21 protein-coding genes, 1 tRNA gene and 1 pseudogene are annotated in these 22988 nt (G+C 69.2%); 8 read left to right on the top strand and 15 right to left on the bottom strand.

All coding sequences use genetic code 11. The features are described from left to right. Positions 1 to 45 precede the first annotated feature (45 nt). Together CLV01_RS12345 and CLV01_RS12350 are read right to left on the bottom strand one after the other, a co-directional pair. Positions 46 to 908 (bottom strand): annotated as a pseudogene (locus tag CLV01_RS12345) (NAD(P)-dependent oxidoreductase). 10 nt (positions 909 to 918) lie between these two features. Further along, the gene (locus CLV01_RS12350) at positions 919 to 1317 is read right to left on the bottom strand and encodes a carboxymuconolactone decarboxylase family protein (RefSeq protein WP_012204485.1); all 399 of its coding nucleotides are present in this window, start codon (positions 1315 to 1317) and stop codon (positions 919 to 921) included. Between the two features lie 167 nt (positions 1318 to 1484). On the opposite strand from CLV01_RS12350, the gene CLV01_RS12355 reads away from it, so the two are divergent. Next, on the top strand, positions 1485 to 2168 hold the full coding sequence (locus CLV01_RS12355) for a GntR family transcriptional regulator (protein WP_034391668.1): 684 nt from the start codon (positions 1485 to 1487) through the stop codon (positions 2166 to 2168). A gap of 33 nt (positions 2169 to 2201) precedes the next feature. Here CLV01_RS12355 and CLV01_RS12360 read toward each other — a convergent pair whose 3' ends face one another. The 4 genes from CLV01_RS12360 to hpnC all read right to left on the bottom strand — a co-directional run bounded on the left by CLV01_RS12360 (position 2202) and on the right by hpnC (position 6527). Next, the gene (locus CLV01_RS12360; RefSeq protein ID WP_097202878.1) at positions 2202 to 3221 is read right to left on the bottom strand and encodes a Bug family tripartite tricarboxylate transporter substrate binding protein; all 1020 of its coding nucleotides are present in this window, start codon (positions 3219 to 3221) and stop codon (positions 2202 to 2204) included. A gap of 123 nt (positions 3222 to 3344) precedes the next feature. Further along, on the bottom strand, positions 3345 to 4733 hold the full coding sequence (gene hpnE, locus CLV01_RS12365; protein WP_099735166.1) for a hydroxysqualene dehydroxylase HpnE: 1389 nt from the start codon (positions 4731 to 4733) through the stop codon (positions 3345 to 3347). Next, positions 4730 to 5575, bottom strand: coding sequence for a presqualene diphosphate synthase HpnD (gene hpnD / locus CLV01_RS12370; protein WP_013803312.1), 846 nt, complete (start codon positions 5573 to 5575; stop codon positions 4730 to 4732). The genes hpnE and hpnD overlap by 4 nt, the downstream gene beginning before the upstream one ends. 67 nt (positions 5576 to 5642) lie before the next feature. Then, positions 5643 to 6527 (bottom strand): squalene synthase HpnC, encoded by an 885-nt coding sequence (gene hpnC, locus CLV01_RS12375; protein WP_099734187.1) that lies wholly within the window; start codon positions 6525 to 6527, stop codon positions 5643 to 5645. Between the two features lie 174 nt (positions 6528 to 6701). On the opposite strand from hpnC, the gene CLV01_RS12380 reads away from it, so the two are divergent. The 6 genes from CLV01_RS12380 to CLV01_RS12405 all read left to right on the top strand — a co-directional run bounded on the left by CLV01_RS12380 (position 6702) and on the right by CLV01_RS12405 (position 14431). Further along, positions 6702 to 7952 (top strand): efflux RND transporter periplasmic adaptor subunit, encoded by a 1251-nt coding sequence (locus tag CLV01_RS12380; RefSeq protein WP_099734186.1) that lies wholly within the window; start codon positions 6702 to 6704, stop codon positions 7950 to 7952. Next, a complete protein-coding gene (locus tag CLV01_RS12385; protein ID WP_043825239.1) occupies positions 7949 to 11164 on the top strand; it encodes an efflux RND transporter permease subunit in 3216 nt (1071 codons plus the stop codon). The genes CLV01_RS12380 and CLV01_RS12385 overlap by 4 nt, the downstream gene beginning before the upstream one ends. A gap of 120 nt (positions 11165 to 11284) precedes the next feature. Then, positions 11285 to 11371, top strand: a tRNA-Leu gene (locus CLV01_RS12390). A gap of 185 nt (positions 11372 to 11556) precedes the next feature. Next, positions 11557 to 12573 carry a tyrosine-type recombinase/integrase gene (locus CLV01_RS12395; RefSeq protein ID WP_099734185.1) on the top strand — a complete coding sequence of 339 codons (1017 nt, stop codon included), beginning with the start codon at positions 11557 to 11559 and terminating at the stop codon, positions 12571 to 12573. 119 nt (positions 12574 to 12692) lie between these two features. Continuing rightward, positions 12693 to 13124 (top strand): helix-turn-helix domain-containing protein, encoded by a 432-nt coding sequence (locus CLV01_RS12400; protein ID WP_099734184.1) that lies wholly within the window; start codon positions 12693 to 12695, stop codon positions 13122 to 13124. After that, positions 13124 to 14431 (top strand): type II toxin-antitoxin system HipA family toxin, encoded by a 1308-nt coding sequence (locus tag CLV01_RS12405; protein WP_099734183.1) that lies wholly within the window; start codon positions 13124 to 13126, stop codon positions 14429 to 14431. Before CLV01_RS12400 ends, CLV01_RS12405 begins: the two co-directional genes overlap by 1 nt. Positions 14432 to 14457: 26 nt before the next feature. Here the strand turns inward: CLV01_RS12405 and CLV01_RS12410 are convergent, their stop codons facing one another. The 6 genes from CLV01_RS12410 to CLV01_RS12435 form a co-directional block, all read right to left on the bottom strand. Continuing rightward, positions 14458 to 14664: a helix-turn-helix transcriptional regulator gene (locus CLV01_RS12410; RefSeq protein WP_012204496.1), complete on the bottom strand. Its 207-nt coding sequence runs from the start codon at positions 14662 to 14664 to the stop codon at positions 14458 to 14460. Positions 14665 to 14706: 42 nt separating this feature from the next. Further along, a complete protein-coding gene (locus CLV01_RS12415) occupies positions 14707 to 14973 on the bottom strand; it encodes a hypothetical protein (RefSeq protein ID WP_099734182.1) in 267 nt (88 codons plus the stop codon). A gap of 21 nt (positions 14974 to 14994) precedes the next feature. Further along, positions 14995 to 16971 carry a replication endonuclease gene (locus tag CLV01_RS12420; protein WP_099734181.1) on the bottom strand — a complete coding sequence of 659 codons (1977 nt, stop codon included), beginning with the start codon at positions 16969 to 16971 and terminating at the stop codon, positions 14995 to 14997. 4 nt (positions 16972 to 16975) lie between these two features. Further along, positions 16976 to 17380 carry a hypothetical protein gene (locus tag CLV01_RS12425; RefSeq protein WP_232244042.1) on the bottom strand — a complete coding sequence of 135 codons (405 nt, stop codon included), beginning with the start codon at positions 17378 to 17380 and terminating at the stop codon, positions 16976 to 16978. Positions 17381 to 17424: 44 nt separating this feature from the next. Beyond that, on the bottom strand, positions 17425 to 17859 hold the full coding sequence (locus CLV01_RS29900; protein WP_257221276.1) for an ogr/Delta-like zinc finger family protein: 435 nt from the start codon (positions 17857 to 17859) through the stop codon (positions 17425 to 17427). A 61-nt stretch (positions 17860 to 17920) separates the two neighbouring features. Further along, complete coding sequence (locus CLV01_RS12435; protein ID WP_224986487.1) at positions 17921 to 18142, bottom strand: hypothetical protein; 222 nt, start codon at positions 18140 to 18142, stop codon at positions 17921 to 17923. Between the two features lie 86 nt (positions 18143 to 18228). Between CLV01_RS12435 and CLV01_RS12440 the strand changes: the two genes are divergently transcribed. Continuing rightward, the gene (locus CLV01_RS12440) at positions 18229 to 18561 is read left to right on the top strand and encodes a helix-turn-helix domain-containing protein (RefSeq protein ID WP_012204502.1); all 333 of its coding nucleotides are present in this window, start codon (positions 18229 to 18231) and stop codon (positions 18559 to 18561) included. Positions 18562 to 18612: 51 nt separating this feature from the next. Here the strand turns inward: CLV01_RS12440 and CLV01_RS12445 are convergent, their stop codons facing one another. From CLV01_RS12445 to CLV01_RS12455, 3 genes are read right to left on the bottom strand one after another with little or no spacing between them, the layout of a single operon-like run. Next, entirely contained in the window at positions 18613 to 19614 is a 1002-nt protein-coding gene (locus tag CLV01_RS12445) for a contractile injection system protein, VgrG/Pvc8 family (RefSeq protein ID WP_257221277.1), read from the bottom strand. Beyond that, complete coding sequence (locus CLV01_RS12450; protein WP_016450707.1) at positions 19614 to 20054, bottom strand: phage tail protein; 441 nt, start codon at positions 20052 to 20054, stop codon at positions 19614 to 19616. The genes CLV01_RS12445 and CLV01_RS12450 overlap by 1 nt, the downstream gene beginning before the upstream one ends. Before the next feature lie 11 nt (positions 20055 to 20065). Continuing rightward, a complete protein-coding gene (locus tag CLV01_RS12455; protein ID WP_099734178.1) occupies positions 20066 to 22915 on the bottom strand; it encodes a phage tail tape measure protein in 2850 nt (949 codons plus the stop codon). Positions 22916 to 22988: the final 73 nt, after the last annotated feature.

Here is a 22988-nt window from a genome sequence, read left to right on the forward strand (position 1 = left end):
GCAAGGGCCGCATGCGGCCCTTCACGACGGCGAGACGGCGCAGGCTCAGGCCGGGGCCACGTACCTGTACAGCTCGGTGTGGTCGGCGGCGGGTCCCAGGGACCTGGAGGCCTCGGCCGCCATGGCGCTGACCTGTTCGGCCAGTGCCATGGGCGTGTGCATGGCCTGGCCCAGCGACAGGGCAATGCCCACGTCCTTGGCCTGCAGCGCCAGCGAGAAGCCCGAGTTGAAGGCGCCGTTCAGCATGAACTGGTGGGCCTTGTTTTCGGTGGTGTTGTTCTTGCCGGTGGAGGCATTGATCACGTCCACGATGGTGGCCGGCGCAATGCCGAAGGCCGCGCCTGCGTGGATGGCCTCGGCCGTGGCGATCAGGGCCGCTGCCGAGACATAGTTGTTCAGCGCCTTGAGCGCATGGCCCGCGCCCACGGGCCGACATGGGTGATGGCCTGTCCCATGCGCTGCAGCAGCGGCAGGTGCTGGGCGAGCAGGTCCGCATCGCCCCCGACCATGATGGACAGCGTGCCCGCAATGGCGCGCTTGACGCCGCCGGAGACCGGCGCATCCAGCAGCCCGATGCCGCGCTCGCCCAGCAGGCCGGCCAGCGCGCGCGTGCGGTTGGGGTCGGCCGAGCTCATGTCGATGATGCAGGCGCCGGGCGGCAGGTGCGGTGCCAGTTCGCCGACCACGGCATCGACGATGCGGGAGTCGGGCAGCATGGTGAAGACCACGCTGCAGCCGGCAAAGTCGGCCGCGCCGGATGCCACGGCCACGCCCGCATGCTCCTGCGCGAATCGTGCGGTGGCGGCGGGCACGGCGTCCCGGATGACCAGGGCGTGCCCTGCGGCGTGCAGCAGGTGGGCCATGGGCTGGCCCATCATTCCGAGGCCGATGAATCCTATGGTGGTCATGCTGCGTGCCTCAGATGTCCATCTCTTTGAAGACTTCCGAAGCCACGCGGAAGGAGTCGATGGCGGCCGGCACGCCGCAGTAGATGGCGGTCTGCAGGAAGACCTCCTTGACCTCTTCCTTGGTCAGGCCGTTGTTGATGGCGCCGCGCACATGCAGCTTGAGTTCATGCGGGCGGTTCAGCGCCGTGATCATGGCCAGGTTCAGGAAGGAGCGCGTCCTGCGGTCCAGGCCCGGGCGGTTCCAGACATCGCCCCAGCAGTACTGGGTGACCAGCTCCTGCATGTCGATGTTGAAGTCCGTGGCGTTCTGGATGGACGCATCGACATACTCGGCGCCCAGCACCTCGCGGCGGGTGGACAGGCCCTGGTCGAAGAGGGCGGGGTTCTTGGGTGCATAGGCTCGGGTCATGAAAACTCCTGATGGAAAACGGTGAAGATGTCTTTCGGTGGAGTGGATTTAATCAGATTGTCAGACAATCATACTTGATGAAAATCGGGATTGCCTGCCGGGCCAGGTGTGTGTATGACAATCCGTCAGTCCGTTCGGCCCCTGGATTGGCGGGTAGGATTCGTCCCATGAACCAGATGCTGCGTGTCCCCCGCGAAGAAACGTCGCTGCGCCTGCGCACGACGCAGACCCTGCGCACGGCCATCCTCGATGGCGTGTTTGCGCCGGGCCAGAAGCTGTCCGAGCGCGAACTGTGCGAGAGCCTTGATGTGAGCCGTTCGTGCCTGCGCGAGTCCCTGCAGCACCTGCAGGCCGAGGGGCTGATCACCATCGTTCCGCACCGCGGCCCCGAGGTCACGGACATCTCGGTGCAGGAGGTGCGCGATATCTACGAGGTGCGGGCCAGCCTGGAGGGGCTGGCCAGCCGGGGCTTTGCGCTGCATGCCTCGGCAGGCCAGCGCGCCGCGCTGCGCGCCAAGCTGGGCGAGCTGGCCGTGCCCGCCGTGGCCAGCGACAAGGTGGCTTTGCTGGCGATCAAGAACCAGTTCTACGACATCCTGATCGAGGGCTGCGGCAATCTGGTGGCCGGCCAGATGCTGCGGCAACTGAACAACCGCGTGACGGTGCTGCGGCGCATCTCCATGTCCCAGCCCGGGCGCCTGCCGCAGACGCTGGCCGAGCTGGATGCCATCGTGGCGGCGATAGAGCAGGGCGACGCGGACCAGGCCGCGCGCCTGAGCGCCGAGCATGTGCAAAAGGCCGGCCAGGGCGTGTTGCGCGCCATGGCCGAGAAGGCAGGCCCGGCCAGCTGATGCCGGGGCCTGTGCCGGGGTCTGGGCCTGCGCTCAGTCCGGCTTGACCTGGGCGCGCTTGAGCACCTTTTGCCAGCGCGTCTGCTCGGTGGCAATGAACTGTGCGAACTGCTGGGGCGTGCTGCCGATGGGCTCGGCCGCATCGCCCTGCAGGCGCTTGAGCGCGTCGGGCGCCTTGACGGCCTTGGCGCATTCGGCAGCCAGCTTGTCCACGTGGGCTCGGGTCATGCTGGAGGGCGCGAGCATGCCGTACCACTGCGTCATCTCGAAGCCCGGGAAGCCCTGCTCGGCCACGGTGGGCACGTCGGGCAACTGGGGCAGGCGCTGGGTCGATCCCGTGGCGATGCAGCGCACCTTGCCGGCCTTGATGAAGGGCAGCAGGGCGGCGGCGCCCACGGAGGCAGCGTCCAGGCGGCCCGACATCAGGTCCGTCATCATCGGCCCCGTGCCGCGATAGGGCACGTGCAGCATGAAGATCTCGGCCGTCATCTTCAGGTACTCGAAGGCCAGGTGCCCGGCGCTGCCATTGCCGGCCGAGCCGTAGCTGAGCTGGCCGGGCTTCTTCCTGGCGTAGGCGATGAGTTCGCGCAGGTTCTTGACCGGCACGTCAGGGTGGACCACGTACAGGCTGGGCACCTTGGCCAGCAGGCTGACAGGCTGGAAGTCCTTGTTCGCGTCGTAGGGGAGCTTGTCGAAGATGTAGGGATTGACGGCCAGGGTGCCGATGTGGCCCAGGATGACGGTGCTCTGGTCATCGGCGCGCGCCACTTCCTGCATGGCGATGTTGCCGGCCGCGCCGGGCTTGTTGTCCACGAAGACGTTCTGGCCCAGGGTCTTGGACAGCTCGGCCGCCGTGGAGCGCGCCACGATTTCCGAGCTGCCGCCCGGCGCAAAGGGCACGACAAAGCGGATGGGGCGTGTGGGCCAGGCGTCCTGCGCCAGCGCGGCCGCAGGCAGCAGGCCCGACAGGGCCATGGCGCCCGTGCCGGCCAGCAGTTGGCGGCGGCCGAGCGGGGGCAGGTCTGCGTGGTGAAGAAAGTCGCGCGAAGGCATGTCTGGTCTCCTGGCTATCGTTGTAGTGAATGGGCAGCGGATGCGGCGCCAGCGATGGTGGCGCGGGCGGCTGTCAATCTGCTGTCAAACCAGGGGCTGCAGGCTACGGAGATACCCGGGGGATCAGGCTTTTCCCTCGGCTCCCAGGGCCTGGCCGATGGCCTCGGCCGCCTGCAGGCCGCTGCGCACGGCGCCTTCGATGGTGGCCGGATACGGTCCATCCACATGGTCGCCGCAGGCCCACAGGCCATGGCCCAACTCCATGCCGGGGCGCTGCAGCTGCGGCAGGCAGGCGAAGGTGGCGCGCTTGTCGATCACGGTGCGCAGCGCAACCAGTCCATGCCAGCCCAACTGCGCCCGGGCCTGGGCCAGCACCTGGGCCTGCAGGGTTTCGCGGTCCGATGCGCTGTCGCTGATGACGAAGGCCATCAGGCCCTGAGGGCCGCCGAGTTGCCCACGGTCGAAGACAAATTGCGCAGGGGCATCGGACGTGGAGCGCAGCGCCAGCCAGGGCGCGCCCGGGGGCAATGTGTGTGAGGGATCGCCGGTCTGCGCATAGACGGTGGCAATGGGGCGGTGCTGCAGGTCCTGGGCCAGTTGCGCCCAGCGCTGCAGGGCAATGCCGTCGCGCGCAGGCAGGCTGTCGTGCTCGGCGGCGGTGAGTGCCAGGCGCGCTGCTTCGGGCGCGGGGCAGGCCAGCAGCACGGCGTCGAAGGGCGCGTCTTCGGCCTGGGCTGCGCCCAGCGTCCAGTGCGGGCCCTGGGGTTGCAGTTCGGCCACGCGGCTGCCCAGGCGCACGGCGTGGCCGCGCTCCTGCAGCCACTGCGCGGCCGGCGCCGGGAACAGGCTGCCCAGGTCACGGCGCGGCACCAGGAAATGCGAGCCGCCACGGCCGCTGAACAGCGCATCGCGCAGCACGCGAAGGAACACCGTGCCGCTGGCCAGGTGAATGGGCGTGTTGAGCGCCGAGATGCACAGCGGGTCGATGAACTCGCTGACCAGGCGCTGCGGCAGGCCGGCGCACAGGTCGGCCACGGTGGCCTGCGGCGCGCAGCGAAAGCCCGCCAGCCGCCAGCGCACGGCGCGCGCCAGCAGGGCTGCACGCTCGCCCAGGCTCCAGCCGCGTGCGGTGGCAATGCCGGCCAGCGCATCCAGCGGAGCAGGCCAGTCGGGAAAGCGCAGGCCGCTGCCATCGGCATAGGGGAGGGCCATGGGCTGGCGGTGCAGGGCCTGTTCAGGGTCCACGCCCACCTCGCGCATGAGGCGCAGGCTTTCGGTGTAGGCGCCGATGAGGATGTGCTGGCCGTTGTCCACGCGCAGCGGGCCCTGTGGCGTGTCAAGGTCCATGCCGCGCGCACGGCCGCCGGGCTCGCGTGCGGCCTCGTGCAGGGTGATACGCCAGCCGCTGCGCGCCAGCGTGAGGGCGGCCGCGAAGCCGGCCCAGCCTCCGCCGAGGATGGCGGCGCGCGGCTGAGCGGCGCGAGGCGTGTGCTTGGCGCTGTCTCTGCTCACCGCGCCATGCGCCCCAGCGCCTGCATCTTCCAGGCCAGCCACAGCTTGCGCAGAGGCGGCAGGCTGATGCGCTGGTGCAGCACGCGGAAGTCGTCGGCCTCGATCTCGCGCAGCAGGGTGCGGTAGATGCTGGCCATCATCAGGCCGGGCTTTTGCGTGCGGCGGTCGGCGGCGGGCAGCAGGGCCAGGGCCTCGTCGTAGAGGCGGTGGGCGCGCTCGGCCTGAAAGCGCATCAGCGCGGTGAAGCGGTCGGAGTACTCGCGCTTGGTGATCTCATGCGCCTTGACGTCGAACTGCTGCAGCTCGCTGATGGGCAGGTAGATGCGTCCGCGCATGGCGTCCTCGCCCACGTCGCGGATGATGTTGGTCAGCTGGAAGGCCAGACCCATCTTGTGGGCGTAGGCGGTGGTTTCTTCCTGTGTCTGGCCAAAGATGCGCGCGGCCACTTCACCGACCACGCCTGCGACCAGGTGGCAGTAGCGGGTCAGGCCCTGGAAGTCCAGGTAGCGGGTCTGCTCCAGGTCCATGCGGCAGCCGTCGATGACCGCCTGCAGGTGGCGCTCCTCGATGGCGTAGACCGGGGCGTGCGGCATGAGCGCCCGCATCACGGGATGGGAGGGCTTGCCTGCAAAGGCCTGGTGCACTTCGTTTTGCCACCAGCCGAGCTTGGTGGCGGCCACGCCGGGGTCGGAGACTTCGTCCACCACGTCGTCCACTTCGCGGCAGAACGCATAAAAGGCGGTGATGGCGGCACGGCGCTCGCGCGGCAGGAAGAGGAAGGCGTAATAAAAGCTGCTGCCCGAGGCGGCAGCCTTGTCTTGGACGTACTGATCCGGATTCATATGGGGCCGGATTGTCCCATGGACGGCTGGGAGCCAAAGCCTGGGTGTCGCAACGGCCGGCCCACCATCACATGCGCAGGGCGTGCCACAGCAGCAGCGGCGCATCGGCCTTGCCGACGGTGGGGCGGCGGTAAAGGCTGGCGCCCTGCAGTGCATCGACCTTGTCCAGGATGCGCAGCCCGCCCTGCACGACCAGACGCAGCTCCCAGCCGATGCGGCCCGGCAGGCGGTGCACCAGCGGTGCGCCGGACAGCATCAGGGCGCGCGCCCATGCCGATTGGTCGGCCAGCAGTGCGCGCACGGCAGGGGTCAGTGCAGCGGGCTCGGCGCGCAGGTCTTCACGCCGCACGCCATGGGCGGCGCAGTCGGCATCGGTCAGGTAGTGGCGCCCGCGCGGCAGGTCCACGCTGAAGTCCTGCCAGAAATTGATCAATTGCAGGGCGGTGCAGATGGCGTCGCTGCGGGCCAGCGATTCGGCATCATCCACTCCGTACAGATGCAGCAGCAGCCGGCCCACGGGGTTGGCCGAGCGGCGGCAGTAGTCAAGCAGCTCGGCGCGGTCGGCGTAGGTGGTGCCGGAATCGGTCTTGCGCACGTCCTGTGCAAAGGCGCTGAGCAGGTCGTCCATCAGCGCCAGCGGCAGCTGGTGGGCGCGTACTTGCGGCGCCAGCCCTGCAAAGACAAGAGGCCAGGCCGTGCGGGCGAGCATGGGGGCCTCGCCTTCGGTGCCCAGCGCCATCAGGTCGGCACGGTAGGCGGCCAGCGCGGCCAGGCGCTCGGACGGCGTGGCGTCGCCCTCGTCGGCCAGATCGTCTGCAGTGCGTGCGAAGTGGTAGAGCGCGGCAATCGGCGGGCGCAAGCGGGGCGGGCACAGCCAGGACGCCACGGGAAAGTTCTCGTAGTGCGTGACCGGGGCGGGGGAGGCGGGCAGGGTGGGAGCGGTGGACTTCACGGTGGCCGATTGTCGATGCTGCGCGCAAGGCCATGCATTTCACTTGACGGGCTCAAGGGCTTCTCCTAAATTACTAACCCGTCAGTCAGTAAACGGCGCCAGCCAGCTGCCGCGGCATGTTGCCCGGATCTTGCAGCCCGCAGCCGCTTTTCGCACCAGCCCTCCCGGATCCACATGCCCGACTTGCCATCGAACCCTGCCGCGCGCGCTTTGCCGCGCCATCTTCTTCTTGCCCCTCTGTGCCTGGCCGCCGCGCTGGCGCTGGGCGCCTGCTCCAAGGCCGAGCCGCCGCCCGAGCCGGTGCGCGCCGTCAAGCTGCTCACCGTAGGCGTGGGCGCGCTGGACACGCAACTGGAGTACGCGGGCGAGGTGCGCGCGCGCATAGAGTCGCGCCTGGGCTTTCGCGTGGCCGGCAAGCTCGTTCGCCGCGAGGTGGAGCTGGGCCAGCACGTGCAGGCCGGCCAGTTGCTGGCGCGGCTCGATGCCAGCGACTACCGGCTGGGAGCTGACGCCGCGCGCGCCCAGGTGGCGGCCGCGACCACGCAGCGCGATCTTGCCGCCGCCGATGTGAGGCGTTACTCGCAGCTGAAGGCGCAGAACTTCATCAGTGGTGCGGAGCTGGAGCGGCGCGAGGCCACGCTCAAGTCCGCCCAGGCCACGCTGGACCAGGCCAAGGCGCAGCTGGCATCGCAGAGCAATCAGGAGTCCTATGCCCAACTGCTGGCCGATGTGCCTGGCGTGGTGACCGGCATAGACGCCGAGCCCGGCCAGGTGGTGTCGGCCGGCTCACCCGTGGTGCGCATTGCCCAGGACGGCCCGCGCGACGTGGTGTTCGTGGTGCCCGAAGACAAGCGCGGCGCCATCCGCGTGGGCCAGAAGGTGAATGTGCGTCCCTGGTCGGCCGGCATGCAGCCGCTGCAGGGTCAGGTGCGCGAGGTGGCGGCCAGCGCCGATCCCGTCACGCGCACCTACCAGGTGAAGGTGGCACTGCCCACTTCGGACGCCGCCGCCGTGCCGCCGCTGGGTGCCACGGTCCACGCATTGCCCGAGGGCATGGGCCCCACGGGCCAGCCCGTGATCAAGCTGCCGACCACGGCGCTGCGCCAGGAAGGCGGCGGTGGCCAGGGCACGGCCGTGTGGGTGTTCGATGCCGCCAGCAGCACGGTGAAGCTGCAGCCCGTGCAACTGGCCACGGCCGATGGCAACGAGGCCGTGATTGCCGCTGGCCTGACGCCCGGCATGCAGGTGGTGGCCGCCGGCGTGCATGTGCTCACGCCAGGCCAGAAGGTCACGGTCTATCAGGACCGTTATGACAAGGCCACGCAGCCGGCACAGCAGCAGCCGGCTCAGCAGCGGCCGCAACAGACACAGCCTGCACAGGCACCTGCCGCCGCAGGCGCTGCGCCCAGCGGAGCGGCCCAATGAGCGGGCCCAAGCACAAGGCGCCGCAGGGCGCGCACTTCAATCTTTCGCGCTGGGCCCTGGACCATGTGGCGCTGACGCGCTATTTCATCGTCGTGCTGCTCCTGCTGGGCTTTGCCTCGTATTTCCAGCTGGGGCAGGACGAGGACCCGCCCTTCACCTTCCGCGCCATGGTGGTGCGCACCAACTGGCCGGGCGCCACGGCGCAGCAGATGGCCGAGCAGGTCACCGACAAGATCGAGCGCACGCTGCAGGAGGTGCCCTACGCCGACAAGATCAGCAGCTACTCCAAGCCCGGCGAGTCGATGATCATCTTCCAGCTCAAGGACAACTCGCGCCCCGGCGATGTCCAGCAGCTGTGGTACACGGTGCGCAAGAAGATCGGCGACATGCGCTACACCCTGCCGCAGGGCGTGCAGGGGCCGTTCTTCAATGACGAGTTCGGCGATGTCTATGGCGTGATCTACGCCCTGCAGGCCGACGGCTTCAGCTACGCCGAGCTCAAGACCATGGCCGACGACGTGCGCCAGCGCCTGCTGCGCGTGCCCGATGTGGCCAAGGTCGAGCTGTTCGGCGTGCAGGACGAGAAGGTCTACATCGAGCTGTCGCAGCGCCGCCTGTCGCAGCTGGGCCTGGACATGAACCAAGTGCTGGGCCAGCTGGGCCAGCAAAACGCCATCGAGGGCGCAGGCGTGCTGCAGACACCGCGCGAGGATGTGCAGGTGCGCGTGGCCGGCCAGTTCCTGGCGGTGGATGAACTGCGCGCCATGCCGATCCGCGGCGCATCGGGCGCGCAGCTGCGCCTGGGCGATATCGCCGAGATCCGCCGCGGCTATGCCGATCCGGCCAATGTGAAGGTACGCCACCAGGGCCGCGAGACGATTGCGCTGGGCGTGTCCATGACCAAGGGCGGCGACATCATCCGCCTGGGCAAGTCCCTGCGCGGCGCCGTGGGCGACATCGCGCGCACGCTGCCGGCCGGCGTGGAGCTGGCCAACATGCAGGACCAGCCCAAGGCCGTGGCCGATTCGGTCAACGAGTTCCTGCAGGTGCTGATCGAGGCCGTGGTGGTTGTGCTGGCCGTGAGCTTCATCAGCCTGGGCCTGCACAAGCGCGAGGGCCACCAGCCGCTGTGGAAGCGCTGGTACATCGACCCGCGCCCGGGACTGGTGGTGGCCATCACGATCCCGCTGGTGCTGGCCGCGACCTTCCTGGCCATGTGGTACTGGAACATCGGCCTGCACAAGGTGTCGCTGGGCTCGCTGATCATCGCGCTGGGCCTGCTGGTGGACGACGCCATCATTGCCGTCGAGATGATGGTGCGCAAGATGGAGGAGGGCTACGAGAAGTACCGCGCCGCCACCTTTGCCTACGAGATCACGGCCAAGCCCATGCTGACCGGCACGCTGATCACGGCGGCGGGCTTTCTGCCCATCGGCATGGCCAAGTCCATGACGGGCGAGTACACCTTCGCCATCTTCGCGGTGACGGTGATTGCGCTGGTGCTCAGCTGGTTCGCCTCGGTGTACTTCGTTCCCTACCTGGGCATGCTGCTGCTCAAGCGCCCGCCGCACGCGGCCACGCTGCCGCCCGAGGTGGCCTCGGGCGAGGTGCCCATCGAGGAGACCAACCTCAATGCCTCGTCGGCCGAGCATGAAGTCTTCGACAGCCCGTTCTACAACCGCTTTAGGCGCGCCGTGAACTGGTGCGTGACGCACCGCTGGCTGACCATCGCCATCACGGTGCTGGTCTTCGCGCTGGGCCTGGTGGGCATGTCGCGCGTGCAGCAGCAGTTCTTCCCGGATTCCAGCCGGCCCGAGGTGCTGGTGGACATCTGGTTCCCCGAGGGCACGTCGCTGGCCGCCAACGAAGCCGTCACGCGCCGCGTGGAAGAGCGCTTCATGCAGCTGGACGGCGTGCGCACGGTCAGCGAGTGGGTAGGCTCGGGCGTGCCGCGTTTCTACCTGCCGCTGGACCAGGTGTTCCCGCAGAACAACGTCTCGCAGTTCATCCTGGTTGCCCAGGACCTACCCACGCGCGAGCGTCTGCGCAAATCGCTGCCGGCGCTGCTGGCCCAGGAGTTCCCCGAGGTGCGCGGCCGCGTCAAGCTGCTGCCCAACGGGCCTCCCGTGCCCTATCCGGTGCAGTTCCGCGTCTCCGGCACCGATCCGCAAAAGCTGCGTGCCTATGCCGACGAGGTCAAGCAGGTCATGATCGCCAACGCCGACATGCGCGGCGTCAACGACAACTGGAACGAGTCCGTCAAGGCCGTGCGCCTGGAGGTGGACCAGGACAAGGCGCGCGCCCTGGGCGTGAGCAGCCAGGCCATCGCACAGGCGGCCCGCGTCATGCTCAGCGGCTCGACCGTGGGCCAGTTCCGCGAGGGTGACAAGCTCATCGACATCGTGCTGCGCACGCCGTATTCGGAGCGCGATGCCATCACCGACATCGCCAACGCCTACCTGCCCACGGCGTCGGGCAAGTCGATCCCGCTCACGCAGATCGCCAAACCCGTGATGGTCTGGGAGCCCGGCGTGATGTGGCGAGAAAAGCGCATGTTCGCCATCACCGTGCAGGGCGATGTGCGCGAGGGCCTGCAGGGCGCAACGCTGACCCATGCCCTGCTGCCCGGCCTGCGCGAGATCGAGGCGCGCTGGCATGCCGCAGGCGACACGGCCTACCGCATCGATGTGGCTGGCGCCGTGGAGGAAAGCTCCAAGGGCTCGGACGCCATCGTTGCCGGCGTGCCGGTGATGCTGTTCCTCACCTTCACGCTGCTCATGCTGCAGTTGCGCAGTGTCAGCCGTTCACTGCTGGTGTTCATCACCGGGCCGCTGGGCATTCCCGGCGTGGCGGCGGCGCTGCTGCTGCTGGGCCGGCCCTTCGGCTTCGTGGCGCTGCTGGGCGTGGTGGCGTTGATGGGAATGATCCAGCGCAACTCGGTGATCCTGATCGACCAGATCGAGACCGACCGCGCGCGCGGCGTGCCGGCCTGGGACGCCATCATCGAGGCCGCCGTGCGCCGCCTGCGCCCCATCGTGCTGACGGCTGCTGCCGCCGTGCTGGCCATGATCCCGCTGTCGCGCAGCGTGTTCTGGGGCCCCATGGCCGTGGCCATCATGGGCGGGCTGATCGTGGCCACGGTGCTGACACTGCTGGCCCTGCCGGCCATGTACGCCGCCGTGTTCCGCGTGCGCCGCGAGCCCACGCATTGAGGCGGCGAAAACGCAGAGGCCGCCGCTCAAATCCGGGGTATGGCAATGCACCCCGCAATTGCGGCTAGAATCTGCGCCCTGACCTAGGAGCCGCCGCGCAGGCGGCTCCCCCAAGAACCAGCGCGGGTGGCGAAATTGGTAGACGCACCAGGTTTAGGTCCTGACGCCAGCAATGGTGTGGGGGTTCGAGTCCCCCCCCGCGCACCACGCACCAACGCCGCTCAACTGCGGCGAACACTGCTCAAGCCCGCTTCCTGTAGAGGAGGCGGGCTTTTTTTCTGGGTTCTGGGGGCAAAACGGAACAGGTTGAAACCGGCACAAAACAGCGCAAAATCACATCGCAATCCCGCGCAGATCCCGCTTGTGATCCCGCGCGGGCTGCAGGAGGTGGGATGGCGTATTTCCGGAAGGTTAAGAACGGCTGGCGGGCCGAGGTGGAGCGAGCGGGTATTCGACGCACCGCCACGCGGGCGACCAAGGCCGAGGCGCAGGGCTGGGCCGTGGCCGAGGAGGCGGCCATTCTGGCCGGCGCGCGCGGGGAGTTTCCGCGGCGCACGCTGGCCGAGGCGGTGGAGCGCTATCGGCGCGAGGTCACCGACAAAAAGACGGCCAGCACGGCGCGGGCCGACCATTTGCGCTTTGATGCCTGGCTGCGCGAGTTTCCCGAGCTGGCCGTCAAGGTGTTCCACGAGATCACGGGTGACGACCTGGCGCGCTGGCGCGACGCGCGGCTGCAGCAGGTCTCCGGCGCCAGTGTGCTGCGCGAGGCGCAGCAGTTCCGTCCGATCTGGACTCTTGCGGTCAAGCAGTGGAAATGGGTGGGCAAGAGCCCCTGGCCCGAGATCAAGCTGCCGGCCAAGTCCCATGCGCGCCGGCGCACGGGGCAGTGGAGCGAGGTGCGGCGCATGCTGCGTTCGGCCAATGTCTCGCCACGCCTGGCGCCTGTCACCGCCATGGAGCAGACGGCCTGGACCATGCTGGTGGCCCTGCACACGGCCATGCGCAGCGGCGAGATCCTGCGCATGGGCCGCAGCAATGTGGATCTCAAGCGCCGGGTCTACCACCTGCCGCACCACAAGACCGAGGCCAAGGTGGGCGAGCGCCGTGTGCCGCTGACGCGCCGTGCCGTGCGCCTGCTGCGCGTGCTGGACGCCGCCGCCGAGGCTGCCGGGCGCGACGCCTACTGGACCATCAGCGACGCCAGCCGCGACACGCTCTACCGCAAGCTGCGCGACCGCGTGATGGTGCAGGGCCTGCGTTTCCATGACCTGCGCGCCACGGCGCTGACCTGGCTGAGCAAGCGCGTGGATGTGATGACGCTGGCCCGCATCAGCGGCCACGTGGATATCAACGAGCTGTTCAACACCTATTACCGGGAGACGGCCGAGGACATCGCGGCACGGTTGTAGGCACTATGGCTGCCAGAAATATCACTCCAATATGATATGTTGACAATATTATTCTAGAGTGATAATTTCAATTCATCATCTTGAGATGATATTTTGAATGCCCTGGCCAGGAGAACACCATGGACCACCTGTTGCAACTGCCCGATCAGCTTGCGCTGCACCTGAAGTCGCTGCGCAAGGCCGCTGGCGTGAGCCAGGCTCAACTGGCACAGCGGCTGGGCGTGTCCCAGTCGCGTGTGGCGGCGATAGAGCGTGACCCGGCCGCCATCAGCGTGCGCCAGCTGATGGAGATCCTGCAGCTGCTGGATGCCGATCTGCTCATGCGGCCCAGGGCGGATGCGGTGGCTTCTTCTGCGTCTGCATCTGTGCCTGTGCCTGTGCCTGTGCCTGTGCCTGTGCCTGTGCCTGCTGCGTTGAAGGTTGCCGAGCCCGCTCCACAACCGTACGCGGGTGACAACGCGCCCCGCAAGTCCGCCGACCGCCCCGTGGCCTTCAAGCCGCAGGCGCTGCCGCCGCACTGGCAGGACCGCAAGCCGAAAGGGTCCTGGTGATGGCGGCGCTGGGCGTCTGGATGAATGGGGAGCGGGTGGGCACCTGGGAGGTCACGCGCACGGGCCGCCATGTGTTCGCCTATGACCCGGCCTGGCCGCAGAGCGCGCATGCGCGGCCGCTGTCACTGTCCATGCCCTTCACCCGCGACCTGACGGTGGCGGGCGAGGTGGTGGCCCACTATTTCGACAACCTGCTGCCGGACGGCGAGGGCATTCGCCGGCGCATTCACCAGCGCTTCGGGCTGCGCGGGATCGATGCGTTTTCGCTGCTGGAGGCCATTGGCCGCGATTGCGTGGGTGCCGTGCAGCTGCTGCCCGAGGGTGCCGTGCCCGACGGTTTTGACCAGGTGCGCTTCGAGCCGCTGAGCGATGCGCAGATTGCAGAGCACCTGGCCAGCCTGGGTGGCGGGTTTGGTGCGCTGGAGGTGGAGCAGGAGTTCCGGCTGTCCATTGCCGGTGCGCAGGAGAAGACGGCGGTGCTGCGCCATGGCGGCCAGTGGTGCCGCCCGCTGGGCGCGACGCCGACCACGCATATCCTGAAGCCGGCCATCGGCGTGGTGCCGCACTGGCACTACGACCTGAGCGAGTCAGTGGCCAATGAGTGGCTGTGCGCCCGCCTGCTGGCCGAGCTGGGCTTTGCCGTGGCCGACAGCAGCATCGAGAGCTTTGGCGGGCAGCAGGTGCTGTGCGTGGAGCGCTTTGACCGCGCCTGGACGGCCCAGGGCTGGATTGCGCGCCTGCCCCAGGAAGATTTCTGCCAGGTGCGCGGCGTTGCCAGCGCCAACAAGTACGAGACCCACGGCGGGCCCGGCATGCTGCAGTGCCTGCAGGTGCTGCAGCATGGCAGCGAGCCTGCCCAGGATTGCGCCCGCTTCGTGATGGCCCAGCTGGCGTTCTGGCTGCTGGCGGCCACGGACGGGCATGCCAAGAATTTCTCGGTGTTTCTGCAGCCGGGCGGCGGCTATGAGATGACGCCGCTGTACGACGTGCTGTCGGCCTGGCCCATCATCGGCCATGGCCACGGCAAGATTGCCCGCCAGCGCGCCAGGATGGCCATGGCCCTGCCGGGGCGCAGCCGCCACTACCGCCTGGCCGAGATCCAGCGCCGCCACTGGAAGGCCTTGGCCGAGACCACGCGCATCGCAGGCCTGTGGGAGAGCATGGTGGAGATGGTCGAGGCGCTGGACGGCGCCATCGACCGGCTGCAGCCGCGCCTGCCGGCCAGCGTGCCGCAGCCTATGGCCCGGCAGATCTTCGACGGGGCGCGCGACCAGGCTCGCCGTTTTCTTGCGGGCAGCGATCACTGAGCGCACGGCGATGGCCTGGTGCCGGCTCACCGGCGCCCCTCGGCCCAGGCCTTGACGTCGGCCATGCGCCAGTAGCGGATGCGGCGGCTGGCGTTGATGAAGGGCTTGGGAAAGTCCGGGCGCTTGGTCAGGCGCGCGGTGACGTGCTCGCGGCTCAGGCCCAGGTAGTTGGCGATGCCCTGGGTGTCCAGGCGCGGGGCGCTGTGAAAGAGTTCCATGTTCTGTTGCGTCATTGCGGTGTTCTCCGATGTCGTGTCCGGTGCTTGGGTGCTTGCTCAGGCGTGGCGCGGCGTGATGGACTTGCCTGCCTTCTTGCGCTCCACACGTTCAATGCGCCCGACTCGCTCAACTCGCTCGACTCGCAGCACGGGCCGGCCACTGGCCAGCAGGGCGCAGGCCTGGGCATGGCTGGCGCTGGCCGCCTTCAGGCGCAGCACGGGCAGCAGGCGGGCGTCGGCCAGTTGATCCAGCTGCGCGGCGTCCACGCCGTGGGGGATGAGGGTGGCGCGGTAGCTGCGCAGGGCGGTGATGTTGTGGTGCATGGTGGGTCCTCCTGGGGTGGATCAGCTGGTAAAGAAAGGGTGGTTGGATGGCGTGGCGCCGGATGCGGGGCGGTGCAGCACGGAATGGGGCACTGAATCGGCACCCGAATCGGGTGCGGACGGGTTGGCCCGGTCCTCGCGCTGGAGCCCGCCGCGGCCGAGGAGGGCGCGCAGCGTGTGGCCCGTGAGCCGGGCCGTACAGTTATTGAAACCAGTCCAAGCGCGCGCCAGCGGCGCGCGGGCGGGCAGGGCCGGCGGGGCCACGTCGGCGCCCTTGGCGATTTCCGCACCGTGGGCTTCCTGGAACTCCAGCGTGGCGCGCGCCACGCTGCGCCAGGCGATGCGGCGCGAGACCAGCCACTGGCCGCGCCGGGTTTCCAGGCCCACCACGCGGCCGCAGCCGGGCGCGATGGCCTCGCCGTATTGGTTGACGGCTCCGGCGGGCACGGGGCGGCGTGCCATGCGCAGGTGCCAGCGGTCGCGGGCCAGGCAGTGGCCGCCCATGGCTTCCATGTAGCGGCGCCAGTCGGCGGGGATGTCGGGCCCGTGGCGGTGGCTGGCGCCCCAGGCCTTCCAGCTGGCCTTGTCGCCGTCGATGCGGATCTGTTCGACCTGGTCCTTGCTGACACGGCGCAGCTCGCGCCAGACGCAGACGCTGGGCATGCCCACGGCCTGGAACTGGCGAATGCCCCAGCAGGCGGCCCAGGCGTCCACGCGGCGGTGGCCGGGCATGCCGCCCTGCTCCACATCCCACAGGCGGCCCTGCACCACGTCCAGGTGGTCGGCCAGGGCCGCATGGCCCACGCTCTTGGCGATGTACTTGGCCACGTAGCCGGCAGCGCCGCCGCCGGTCATGCGCTTGACGTTGACGCGGTTGCGCTGGGCGCCGCGCTCGTCGCCATCTTCGCTGAGCCACCATTTGCGGATGGCGGCCTCGATGTGCTGGGCGTGCTCCTCGCACTCGGCCCAGACCAGGGCGTGCCAGTGCGGCGTGGCGTCATGGTGCGGCTCGGCCACGCGGATGCCGTACATGGCGATGCGCTGGCGGCCCAGGTGCGATCGCACGCGCGCCCACATGGTGCGCAGCCACAGCTGGGCATCGCGCGGCGTGCTGTGGCCGTCGTAATGGGGATTGGGACGCGGCCGGCCGCCGCTGCCCAGCGTGACGGCGTGAAAGCGGCTGGGCGCCGTCAGCGTGAGAAAGAGGCCGACGTGGCTGCGCGCGTCGGCATATTCCTCTGCGCCGCGGATGCGCGTCATCAGCTCGCCGCCACGGATCACGGGGTTGGCCGGCGACAGCGCGGCCAGCTCGGCCAGGGTGAAGACTTGGCCGGCCTCGTTCCGGTAGAGGCTGCGCTCCAGCGCGCGGGCGTTGCGCTCGATCTGCGCGGTGCGCCGGCGCACGGTGGCGTTGCTGGCGTAGCCGCCGGTGCGGCGGTTGACGATGCCCAGCTTGACGGCACCGGCCTCCACGGTGCGCGTGACGTGGCGGCGCAGCATGCGGCGCCACCAGGCGGCGTCCAGCGCGCGGCGGATGGCGGGCTCGCCGGCCAGTGGCGTGCTTTCCTGCAGGCCCAGCATGCGCAGCATCAGCCGCACCAGGTCCACGCGTGCGGCCAGGTCCATGTTCTGGGCCTGGGCGCCGGCGTCGAGCTCACCGACTTCGTCGCTCAGGCGCCTGGCCATCTGGCAGATCTCGTAGTCGTCCAGGTTCCACTCGGCCGCACGGCCGTGGCGGCTGGCAAAGTCGTCAATGGCGGCCAGCGCGTCGTGGCAGGCAGCCCATTCGGGCTGGCCGTTGGCGTTTTGCGCGCCCTTTTGCCAGTCGCCCAGGCCCAGCAGCTTCATGGGCTGCAGCCACTGCGGGGGCAAGGCTTTTTCCAGCGCTTGCATGGCGCGCTGGACCATGTGGGGGCGCGGCTTGTGCTGGTCCCATTGCTGCAGGCTGGCGGTGCGCAGCCTGCGGCCGGTGGATTTGGCGGCGAGCAGGACGGACATGGGCTCAGGTCCTCAGGGCCAGCGCGCGCAGCGGCAGCAGGCAGCTGCGCAGCGCGCGGATCTGGCGGCGGATGGCGTCGCGCTCGGGCGGCGGCATTTCGCGCCAGTCGCGCAGGGCCAGTTCCTCGATCTCGCCGTCTATGCCCGCCAGCAGCACCAGGGCCATGCGGTAGTGGCTGGCCAGGCCCGCCCATTCGCGGCTTTCGGCGCTGCCGCAGCGGCCATTGGCGCAGCGCTGCGCGGCCTCGCGCTGCAGTTCGCGCAGGCGGATGCGGCAGTCCTGGACGCTCAGGCGCTGGTAGGCCTCGGGCAGCGCGGGCGGGTCCTCGGGCCGGTATTCGGGCGCGGGCGCATCGTCTGCCCGCAGCAGTCGCATCAGATCGGAAAGGCGCAGGTCGCCGAGCTTCATGGTCTGTCCAGGTCGTTTCAGGGTGAGCGCATCCCGCAGGGCCTTCATGCAGGCTCCGCAGGTTGCGGGAAAGGGGGTGGGGTGGCGGCGGTGCAGGCGGGCTGCCCGCGCGCCGGGTGGGGCGCCGTCAGGAGCGGCGAAGGCGCCCCGGCCGCGCTAGCTGCGCGCGCCTTGGGGGATTGGGCGGATTCGGCCGCCTGGGCTGCGCGGTGCGCTGCGCCTTCGTATTGCGATGACGGCATGGCGTCCAGCTGGGTCTGCAGCAGCTTGCGCTTGATGTGCGTGCTCATCGGCAGGATCACCATGGGGTTGGGGATGGCGCTGGGGCTGATGGTGCGGTTGATCTCGGTCACCGCCGAGAACACATGGCCGCACTCGAAGTTGCGGCACTGGAAGATGGTCTCGCGGCTGGTGCTGGTCAGCTGCAGGCTGGTGCGGGTGTAGGCGTGTTCGTTGCAGTGGGGGCACATCATGCGCATGGCAGGCTCCTGGGGGCAGTTGGGATCGAAGACAAGGCGGTGAACAGGTCGGCGCGGGTGGCTATCGCGCCTGATCGGCCTGGGGCAGCGGCGGCATCTGCTGCTCGTACTGCTGCATGCCCATGCGGTACAGCTTCAGCGCGAAGTTGGAGGCGCTGCGGCTTTCACGGCTGGCATAGCGGGCGTGGCGTTCGCGTTCGGATGCCGTCATGCGCAGTGGCACGGGCCTGTCATGAAGCACCGGATCCGCAGGGATACCGGGCACGGCTCTGGGGGAGTGCATGGCTGTCATGTAGTATTTGGGATGGTTTGGATGGTTTGGTTACACGCTGACTGCATCATTGCTTGAAATTTCGAGCATGTCAATTGATGAATAGAAGAAATTTCGATCACATCGGTGAAAGGCTGAGGCAAGAGCGTCTGCGTCTGGACGTGGCGCAGCTCGCCATGGCCGACGCCTGCGACGTCTCGCGCGGCACCCTGGCCACCTGGGAGAAGGGCGAGCAATCGCCCAATGCGGCCGCCCTGGCCGTGATGGCGGGCCTGGGCGTGGATGTCCTCTATGTGGTCACGGGCCAGCATGCGAACGCATCGGTCCAGACCCTGGCGCCCGACGAGCGCGAGCTGCTCGATTGCTACGGCCGGGCCGACGATTCGGGCCGCGCCGCCATCATGGCCGTGGCGACCCTGGCCGCGCGCTGAACGGCCTGCGCCGGCCCGTTCCAAGACGCGTTCTACCGGCCTACCTCTCGCTCACTTGGCACGCGTCTCCAGCGTCAGCTTGGAGGTGAAGCCGCCGTCGCCCAGCTCGTGCTGGATCTTGACGACCAGCCACGGCGTGTCATCGATCTCCGCCTTGAACCCCTGCAGCTTCAGCGGCGTCTGCGGCATCAGGTCGGGCCGCGCCAGCGCCAGCTTCAGGCCCATGGTGGCCTTGGCGCGGTTGATGCGGCCCATCTCGGCCTTGGCGGCGGCCTGCGCCTCGGCCTCGCTGCCGTAGGTGTCCTTCAGGCGCTTTTCGTTGTCCTCGGCGCCCTGCGTGGCGCTGCGTTTCTCGGCACGATCCGCGTCGTTCCAGTACGCGCGCACGCCGCTGTAGTCGTTGCGTGCGGCCGTGTGGTAGTTGTGGCTGTCGCCCACGGCGCGCGTGAGCGTGGCGGCCTCCACGGCCTGGCCGGCAGCGGTGATCTTGCTGTCGATGGCGATGAAGGCCAGCTTGCCCTTCTTGACCGTGCACACGGCATCGTACTGGCGCGCCAGGCGGCTGCAGAAGTTCAGGTCGCTCTCGTGGGTCTGGTCGATGTGGTCCACGCGCAGGTTCTCGAACTGCGCGTCCACGCGCACCTGCAGGCCGTTGCGCTGCGCAATGCTGCGCACGATCTGGCCCAGCGTGCTGTTGTGGTAGCTGTGCTCGGAGCGCGTGCGCAGCTGGCGCTTGAGCTCGGCCGAGCGCGCATGCACCACGATCCTGTCGGGCGCGCCCTGGTGCTCCACCTCGTCCACCTCGTAGGTGCCCTTGTCGACCAGGCCGTGGCCGGCCCAGCCCAGCTTCAGCGCGATCTTGGATCCCTTGCCCGGCATGGGCAGGCGCCCATCGCTGTCGTCCAGCGTGATGTCCAGCTTGTCAGCCTCTTCGCCGCGCGATTCGGACAGCGTCAGGTTCATCAGCCGCGTGTCCACCTGGCTGGTGATGTCGTGCCCGTCCAGGACGATTTCGTACTGGGGCTTGGCGTACAAGTATTCCTGCGTGGCCATCAGATCCACCATTCCCAGAAGTCTTCATCGGGCCAGGGATCGACGCCGCCGCTGCCTTCGGCCAGGTGGTCGTCCACGCGGGCCAGCTTGAGATCGAACTCGATGCGGCGCGGCTTGCCGCCCGGTGTGTAGTGCGTGCCGGTCTGCTGCAGGCTCTCGATGACCCAGGCGCCCAGGATGCTTTCGCCGCCCACCAGGGCCCATGCCTTGCCCTGGTCGGCCATTTCGCGCAGGTCGTCCAGCGACTTGGCCGTGCCCCGGAACTCGGGTGCGAGCACGCCGGTCAGGCCCAGCGTTTCATCGCCTGGGCCCAGCGACTGGCGGGCGGGGCGCGCGCCCACGCGGCTGTTGCTCGGGTGGCGCCAGGTGCTGCTGCGCACCAGCTTGTCGAATGCCAGTGTGTCGATGCCGAAGGCAAACTGGCCCAGTGTGATCAGCATGCTCATGCTCCTCAGTCGATGTCGGACAGCTGCGACAGCACGCTGGAGCGCTTGGCCATGTCGCGGCGGTCCAGCTCGGCGGCCACGGCGCGGGCAATGGCCTGCGCGTCCTGGCCGGGCGCAGCGTTGACGGTGATGTGGATGGTGGCGCCGGCCACCGGGGCCGGTGCCGGCGCGGGTGCAGCGGCGCTGGCCAGCGGCGGGCGGCTGTCGATGCGCACGGCGCCCGTGTCGGCCAGGGCCGGCATGGCACCCGTGGCCAGCGTGGCCGCCGTGGCTGCGGCCGCAACACCCTGGCGCAGTGCGCCGGCGCGGCCCTGGTCGGGTGCTGATGCATCGCCGGATTTGAACCACGAGCCCACCGACGAGGCCAGGCCGCTGATGCCCTTGCCGGCCAGGTCAGAGACCACGCCGAACAACCCGCCCGTGGCGCCATCCAGACCGGCCTTGCCGGCCTCCAGCAGCGTGCCGCCGACGCCCTTCCAGTCGCCGACCTTGAAGGCGGTGGAAAGGCCGTCCCAGTTCTGCATGATCGAGCCGCCCGCGCCCATCAGGCCGCCTGCGAGCCGGCCCATGGGTGTCATGCGCATCAGGCCCATCAGCGATGCGGCTGCACCACCCAGACTGCCGCCCAGGCCACCGCCGACGGCACCTGCGGCACCCAGTCCGGCGCCCAGCAGGCCCATGACGGCGCCCGCACGGCCCTTGCCGGCCACGCCTTTGGCTGCATCTGCACCGCCACCGAAGATGCGGCCTGCAGCGCGGCCCGCGCCGGCCAGGGCGGTGCCTATGCTGCCCATGGCAGCGCCGCGGCCCATCATGGCCAGCGACAGGACCACGGCGCCCAGGCCGCGCCTGAGCACGCCCGCAGCGTTGCTGGCCACGCGCATGCCGCCCGACAGCAGGCCCATGGCTCCGCCACCGCCGCCCATCATGCCCAGGGACAGGACCACGGCGCCCACGCCGCGCCGGAGCACGCCCGCAGCGTTGCTGGCCATGCGCATGCCGCCCGACAGCAGGCCCATGGCACTGCCGCCGCCGCCCATCATGCCCAGCGACAGGACCACGGCCGCCAGGCCGCGCCTGAGCACGCCCAAGGTGCCGCTGCCTGCGCCCATGGCCGCGCCCAGCAGGCCGAACACGGTGCGCGTGAGCAGCAGCGGCGCCAGCAGGCCGAACAGCACGCTGCTCACCACGCCGACGCCTGCGACCAGCAGGCCCAGCACGGCCACGATGCGCAGCGTCCACTGCACGATCTGGGGATGCTCCTTGACCCAGGCACGCATGCCTTCGGTCATCTCGCGCAGCGTGCCCAGCACGGCCTTGAGGTCGGACTCGATGGTCGAGCCCATGTCGCTCAACAGGCCGTTGTAGCTGTCCTTGACGGACTCGTATTGGGCCGAGACCGAGTCCTTCAGGATGGCCACGCGCCCATCCAGATCCGCCTGTGACTTGAGCTGGGAGGCGATCTGCTGGTAGCCGCCCGGGCCCTGCTGGAGCAGCGCCTCCAAGGCCTTGCGCGTCTGCGCATCGCCGCCGGCCAGCTTGTCCAGCGCAGCGGCGCGCAGCTTGTCGCTGCCCAGGCTCTGCAGCTTTTGCAGCTGGGCCATCATCTGCTCGGTGCCGCCGAACTGGCCGCTGGCGTCCTTGAAGTCCAGCGACACGCCCTGGCTCGCGAGCATCTTGTTGACCTGGCCCAGCTTGGCCGGGTCCATGGAGTTCTTGACCAGGTTGCCCACGGCCTTGCCGGCGGCCTCGCCGCTGATGCTGGCGTCGTTGAGCATGAGCAGCAGCGGCGCGAACATCTGTCCCGACCTTGCGCCCTGCTGTCCCAGCTGCGGCAGGGCCTTGCCGATGGCGTCCAGGCCCTTGACCATGCCTGAGGGGTCCAGTCCCAGGTGGGAGGTGCGCTGCACCGTGTCGGCCAGTGCGGCCATGTCGCCCGCGCTTGCGCGGGTGGCCTGCTGCAGCTGCGCCGCAAACTCGCCAGCCTCCTTGGCGGGCATGTTCAGCACCGCGCCCAGGTTGGCCGCCTGCCGGGCCACGCCGCCCAGCACATCCTGCGAGGACACGCCCTGGCGCTGCAGCTGGTTCATCATCGCGATGTAGTCGGCCGTGCTGCCGGGCATGTCGGTGCCCAGGCTCTTGGCCAAGTCCAGCACCTGCTGGTAATCGGCGCCCGGCTTGCCGTTGCTGCCCGCCATGGTGGCGCGCAGCTGCGCGGCGGCCTGGTCGTCGGTTATGAAGGCCTGGCTCACGGCGCGCACGGGTGCCAGCATCTTGCCGCCCGTCTCGCGCAGCGCCTGGCCGCGATCGGCCAGGGTCTTGCTCTGCTCGCGCAGGGCGTCGATTCTCTCCAGCCGCTGGGCGGCCGGTGCCACCACCTTGCGCTGCTTTTCCATCTGGGCCGTGGTGGCGCGGATGTCGTTGTGCAGCTTGCGCTCGTGCGCGGACAGGTTGCCCGTGTCCACGCCCGCGCCGCGCAGGCCTTCGCGCATGTCCATCAGGCGCGATCGCTGCGTGGCGCGCAGCAGCGCCAGGCGCTCCTCCTCGACCTGTGCCGAACGCAGCGCGCGCAGCATGGCGCGCGAGGGCTGCTCGCCCGCGCCCGATTCCAGCCGCAGCTGGGCCATCTGCTGGCGCGCGCCGCGCAGCCGTGCCGTGGTGTCGGCCAGGCCGCTGCGCAGCGCGCGGTAGTCGCCCAGCTGGGTTTGCTGCTGCTGCAGCTTCTTCAACTGGTCGACCGTTTCCTTGAGTTCCCGGGCCGTGTTGCTGCTGGTTCTGCCCAGCAGCGCCAGGGGCTGGTGCACGCGCTCGGCCTGCTTGAGCACCTCGTCCAGGCGCAGGGTGTCAACGGCCATGGAGGGCTCCCTGGCCGGTGCGGTTTTGGCGTTGGGTGGAGGTCATGGGCAAGGGGCGTGCAAGAGAGAGGCG

The organism is Delftia sp. 60 (assembly GCF_002754395.1).
GTDB lineage: Bacteria > Pseudomonadota > Gammaproteobacteria > Burkholderiales > Burkholderiaceae_C > Comamonas > Comamonas acidovorans.